3 protein-coding genes are annotated in these 5,835 nt (G+C 41.9%); all 3 read right to left on the bottom strand.

All coding sequences use genetic code 11. From position 1 onward, the window contains the following. Positions 1-592 precede the first annotated feature (592 nt). Positions 593-2,752: a DNA topoisomerase III gene (locus HCK02_RS13060; RefSeq protein WP_167630539.1), complete on the bottom strand. Its 2,160-nt coding sequence runs from the start codon at positions 2,750-2,752 to the stop codon at positions 593-595. Positions 2,753-2,771: 19 nt separating this feature from the next. Next, positions 2,772-4,553, bottom strand: coding sequence for a DNA helicase RecQ (gene recQ, locus HCK02_RS13055; protein WP_167630538.1), 1,782 nt, complete (start codon positions 4,551-4,553; stop codon positions 2,772-2,774). 426 nt (positions 4,554-4,979) lie between these two features. Continuing rightward, positions 4,980-5,507, bottom strand: coding sequence for a hypothetical protein (locus tag HCK02_RS13050; RefSeq protein ID WP_167630537.1), 528 nt, complete (start codon positions 5,505-5,507; stop codon positions 4,980-4,982). Positions 5,508-5,835 lie beyond the last annotated feature (328 nt).

Here is a 5,835-nt window from a genome sequence, read left to right as displayed (position 1 = left end):
CCAAGACTCTTCCATTCTTATTTTACTTTACTTCTCGTTTCTCGAAACTTCCATCCATAGATAATAAGTAGCAACACTCCTGAAATGATAGAAATCCATCTAAATAATTGATTAAATTTTGCTTTACTGACCCCACCTTCATCTAAATAAATATAGGGGTCTGTATATAAAGCTATCATTCCTGTATGTAACAAAATCAACACTATTATAAATATAAGCCCAAATTTGGAGCTCCACTTCTTTTGAACAATAAATATACCGCTGTATGGCAATAAAAAGAATAGTATGTATAAGCCAAAGGATAAAATAGCGAACCAAAACATTGCACCGTTCATTAAGTATAAATACCCTGATTCGTACACTAATATGGTTGTTAATACGAAGACAACAACTATTCTCACACTATTATAATTCCATATTTTTTTCATCCTGTATTTGTGGTCATTCCTTTCTCTCATTCTAAGATTGTTAAAAGTCCTTTCATAAATTATAGCATAGAATGAATTCTAGGTTATCCCATTATCCCATTAACAAGTATCTATCACAAGACGCAAAAGAAGCTGCTGATTTAGAACCAGCAGCTTCTTCCTTGTTACTTATCTAATTTCAACTTCGCAAGCGCCTCTGCCATTGGATTATTAAATGGCTCCTCTTCCGATTGATTTTGCTTTTTCATGTAATTCGCCACATCGCGCTTGGAAACTTTTCCTTTTTTCTCCTTGCCGCGACGCGCTTCAAACGCCGAAAGTTTTTCGCGATGGCCACAAGTCGAGCAAACGAATATCTGCTTATCCCCCTGACCTCGCAGTTCTAATTTGCGATGGCAATTCGGACAACGCGCATTTGTCAGTTTCGCAAGTGGCTCGCGGTGCCCACATTCCCGGTCCTGGCAAACGAGCATCGTGCCACGTTTTCCTTTCACTTTAAGCATCAACTTGCCGCAATCCGGGCATTTTTGCGCAGTTACATTGTCATGCTTAAATTTCTTTTCGTTTTGTTTGATTTCAAGAACCGCTTTTTTGGCGTATTCACGCATTTCGCCAGTAAAGGCTTGCTCCTTTAGTTTCCCCTTTTCAATTCGAGCCAGCTTCTGCTCCCACTTGGCTGTTAATTCTGGGGACTTCAAATCGACTGGAACTAGCTCAAGCAATTGTTTTCCCTTCGAAGTGATGTGCAGCTCTTTTCCTTGTTTCTCGATCAAAAAGCTGTTGAATAACTTATCAATAATATCCGCGCGGGTGGCAACCGTTCCAAGTCCTCCCGTTTCGCCAAGCGTCTTCGCAAGCTCCTTATCCTTAGAATCCATATATTTCGCCGGATTTTCCATCGCAGAAAGTAGCGTCGCTTCGTTAAAGCGCGCAGGCGGTTTCGTCTTTCCAGTATTGAGATTTACAGCGCGCACAGGGATTTGGTCGCCTTTTTTCACCTTCATCACAAGGTCCGCTTCCTCATCTTTCCCGTAAACAGCTTTCCAGCCAAGCGATTTTACCACTTTCCCTTTAAGCTCGAAGTTTTGATTCCCAATTTTCGCTTCCGCTCGCGTTTCTTCATAAATATATGGCTCGGAAAGCACCGCTAAAAAGCGCTTCACAACGAGTTCATAAATTTTTCGCTCGCGATCTGATAAATCAGCTAAGGAAACACTTTCTTCTGTCGGGATAATCGCATGGTGATCGCTTACTTTTCGATTATCCACAAACGAAGCATTCGCTTTAATTCCCTTATTCAAAATTTGACGGGCGGGTTTCGCAAATTCACCGCGACCACAAGCTTCAAGTCGCTCTTTTAGCGTAGGCACAATGTCATCCGATAAATAGCGTGAATCCGTTCGTGGATACGTTAACGCTTTGTGGCGCTCATAAAGTGTCTGCATCGCGGCAAGCGTTTCTTTCGCCGAGAAATCATAACGTTTATTGGCATCCCGTTGCAGTTCCGTCAGATCATAGAGTCCCGGTGAAAAAGTTTTCTTTTCCTTCACAGAAACCGACTCGATTAACGCATCTTTTCCGCGCAATTCTCGTTCGATCGCCTCTGCTTTTTGCTTGTCGAAAGTCTGCCCTTCTTTCCAAGCAAAATTTCCTTTTTCCGTGACCGCCGTAAGCGTGTAAAATTCTTTAGGCTGGAAACTTTGAATTTCCTTCTCACGATTTAGTAGCATCGCAAGGGTTGGCGTTTGCACACGACCACAAGAAAGCTGTGCGTTATATTTCGTTGTGAGCGCCCGAGTCGCATTAATACCCACGACCCAATCCGCAACAGAACGCGCAACCGCGGAATGATACAAATCCTCATAATCTCTACCCGGACGAAGTTTTTTGAACCCTTCCCGAATCGCCTTATCCGTCACAGAAGAAATCCAAAGCCGCTTCACGGGTTTTTTTACTTTCGCATAGTCGAGAATCCAGCGCGCAACAAGTTCCCCTTCACGCCCAGCATCCGTTGCAATCACAATATCAGCAATATCGCTACGATTTAATAATTTTTTTACCGTTTCGTATTGTTTTCGTGTGTCACGAATAGGCACGAGTTTCATCCGATCCGGTAAAATCGGCAAATCATTCAAGTCCCACGATTTATATTTTTGGTCATATTGTTCAGGATCCGCAAGCGTAATCAAATGGCCAAGCGCCCAAGTGACCACATAATTTGAACCTTCCAAAAATCCATTTTTCCCGCCGCCTTTAGCACCTAGCACGCGAGCAATATCTTTTCCAACAGAAGGTTTCTCTGCAAGTACAAGTGTTTTCGTCATTTTTAAACCTCTCTTTGTTTCAATCTTGTTCAAGCTTTTCATTTTGTAAAATTTGTAAGAAGAGCATACCATATTTTTCCAATTTCACAGCTCCAACGCCTTTAATTCGCAACATTTCTTCTTCATTTTGCGGCAAATAGCGACACATTTCGCGCAGCGTTTCATCTGAAAAAATCACATACGGTGGCACATGATCTCGCTCTGCCAGTTCACGCCGTTTTTCGCGCAGTAGTTCAAATAGCCCTGCATCCACATCTACAGCAATCCGAGTTGCCTCAGCCGCTTCTTTTCGCATCACTTTTTCCGCGCCGCGAAGCACTTGCACGGCTTTGGCAGTTAAATGAAGAGACGGAAACTGTCCATCCGCCGCTGCTAAAAATTTTTCAGCCGTTAAATACTCAATCAATTGCAAAACGTCCTTTTGTGACTGATCCTCCATCAAACCATGTGTGCTCAGCGTTTCAAAATGCCACTGCTTCACTTTTTGATCTTTAGAGCCTGTGAGCACCTTAGCCACCATGACTTTACCAAATCGTTCGCCCATTCGCTTGATGCAAGAAAAAACTTGCTGCGCTAGAATCGTCACATCCGTTTCGGCACGAGTATCCAGGCAGTTGCTACACTTCCCGCAGTTTTCACATTCCTCGCCAAAATACTGCACGATATATTTTTGCAAACAAATTTCCGTGTAGCCATACCCCGTCATTTCTCGCAATTTACGAAATTCATTTTCCTTACGGTCTTCCGGTAGTTCCGATTGTTCAATTAAATAATGCTGCAAATGTGCATCTTGCGGTGAAAAAAGCAAGATACAATCACTCGCGAGGCCATCCCGACCAGCCCTACCCGCTTCCTGATAATAAGCTTCCATATTCCGCGGCAAATTATAATGAATCACAAAGCGCACATTCGACTTATCAATCCCCATTCCAAAGGCATTAGTCGCGACAATCACTTGAACATCATCATAAAGAAAAGCTTCCTGTGTCTCTTCCCGAAAGCTATCCGAGAGTCCCGCATGATACTTCGCCGCTTTGATGCCCGATTTCACGAGCATCGCTTCGATGCGCTCGACTTCCTTGCGGGTAGCCGCATAGACAATCCCGGATTCCGCTTCATTTTTTCGCAGATAGTCAGTCAAAAAGCGATCCTTATCTTGGCCTTTGACCACTTGGAATGCCAGGTTCTCCCTGGAAAATCCCGTTTGCACGCGATTTCCCTTCCGAATTCGGAGCAACTTACAGATGTCATCTGCGACAGCCGGAGTTGCCGTTGCTGTGAGAGCAACGACAAGCGGCCGATTAGGCATCTCATTCAAATGCTCACACAGCCGCAGGTAACTTGGGCGAAAATCATGCCCCCACTGTGAAATACAGTGAGCCTCATCAATCGCAAAAAGCGACACTTCCACTTCTTGCAAAAGTTCTTTAAACCCAGCAGCCTCAAGCCGTTCAGGGGCAATATATAAAAGTTTGACGCCACTTCCGGAACGAATCAAATTCAGTCGCTCATTCGTTTCGCGCATCGTAAGCGAACTATTGATAAACGTCGCCCCAATCCCTGCTGCCTGAAGCGCATCCACTTGGTCCTTCATGAGCGAAATAAGCGGCGAAACAACAATCGTCAATCCGTCAAAAATAAGCGCCGGAATCTGATAACAAAGCGATTTACCGCCACCAGTTGGCATGACAGCGAGCGAATCCTCGTGACGAAGCAAATGCGCGATCACATCTTCCTGCCCTGCTCTAAAAGTTGCATATCCAAACTGTTGTTGCAAAACTGCACGAGCTTCTTCCATCATCGCAGCCGGCCTCCTTTTCATTACATCCAGTATAAAGCTTTTAAAAGCTAAATAAAACCCTTTTGGAGAAAAACGTATTTTCGGGGGAAAGCTTTCATTTCCAAGCCTTCCTTATCATTTTGAACCATAAAAAAGGTTTTTGGGACATGTCCCAAAAACCTTTTGACCCGATTTTTAATTCCATTTAAACAATCCATCTGGATCTGAATACAGCTGCTGTCTGACCTCTTCTGCAATTCTTTCTGCTTCTTTTTGCAATTCTTCAATTGGTGTTGCAAGAAGTTGTTCAACCATTTAAAACATCTCCTTCCTTTAAAAATTATAGCACTCTAAAATTGAAAATACGAGTTTAAGCTTCCATTTTTGAACGTTTTTTCCATCTATAATACGTGTAAATTAAATTTTTATAGGGAATGTCTTCTGATTTTAAATAAGCCAGAAAAATAGCATTCGATTCAACAAATTCCAAAAGCACATGGTGGACAGGGGATAAACGATATCCTCATCTACTAAATCATTCGTTATATATACACAAGTGTGTTCAAAGACATTTAAAATGTTGCCACAATCATACTTCCCGCATAAAACGATTTCCGTTAATTGATGTTGATCGAGCTTTCTCTTGTTCTGCATCTTAAACCTATTTTTGCTATATCCCTCGCGATCTGGCACATTTTTATCTAAGTTAGCTTTTCCTTCTTTCGTTTTCGCATAATAAACGCTTATCGCTGGAATAAGTGTACTCGCAAAAATCCCCAAGACTTTAATCGAGTACTCCGTCAGCATTCTTTTTTCGTTAACATTTTTTTCATCGCGCATTATTTTAAGTTGGTTGATCCCAATCCAGATTGAAATAACAGCAATAATCGTTGCCAGTAAAGCAACAAATTCCATGATATCTTTCAAAGTTAAATAAACACGGTTTTCTCCTAAATATGAAAGAGTTTCATTCATAATATCCCCCATTCTGTTGAAGTAATTTGCGCCGGCTGTTTATTTAAAATATCTACTCCATCGCTTTAGAAAAGTAAAGCCTTTCTCGCTTGTTTTTTAGCGTGACTTTCTGCCTTTTTGTACCTTATTTCTAAAAATGAAGCCACTTCTCTAACTTATGCTTCCATATAAATATCCAAAACACATAGAATCACTTCAAAAAAGTTTTTCCACACAAAAAAACCAGTATGGAAAAAGGGAGGAAACCACATCGGTCAAAAAAGGGAGTTTTGGGATTTTCATTTTATAGGGGAAAATGAAAATGTTGTGTTTGTTGTTAGCTTATACA

The organism is Listeria valentina (assembly GCF_011800755.1).
In the GTDB taxonomy this organism is placed as follows: Bacteria; Bacillota; Bacilli; order Lactobacillales; family Listeriaceae; genus Listeria; species Listeria valentina.
This window is presented reverse-complemented; position numbering and strand designations above follow the sequence as displayed.

What these genes read in the sequence shown, in the direction of transcription:
- HCK02_RS13060 (WP_167630539.1), bottom strand. Translation starts at nt 2,752, where the DNA reads ATGACGAAAACACTTGTACTTGCAGAGAAACCTTCTGTTGGAAAAGAT.
- recQ (WP_167630538.1), bottom strand. Translation starts at nt 4,553, where the DNA reads ATGATGGAAGAAGCTCGTGCAGTTTTGCAACAACAGTTTGGATATGCA.
- HCK02_RS13050 (WP_167630537.1), bottom strand. Translation starts at nt 5,507, where the DNA reads ATGAATGAAACTCTTTCATATTTAGGAGAAAACCGTGTTTATTTAACT.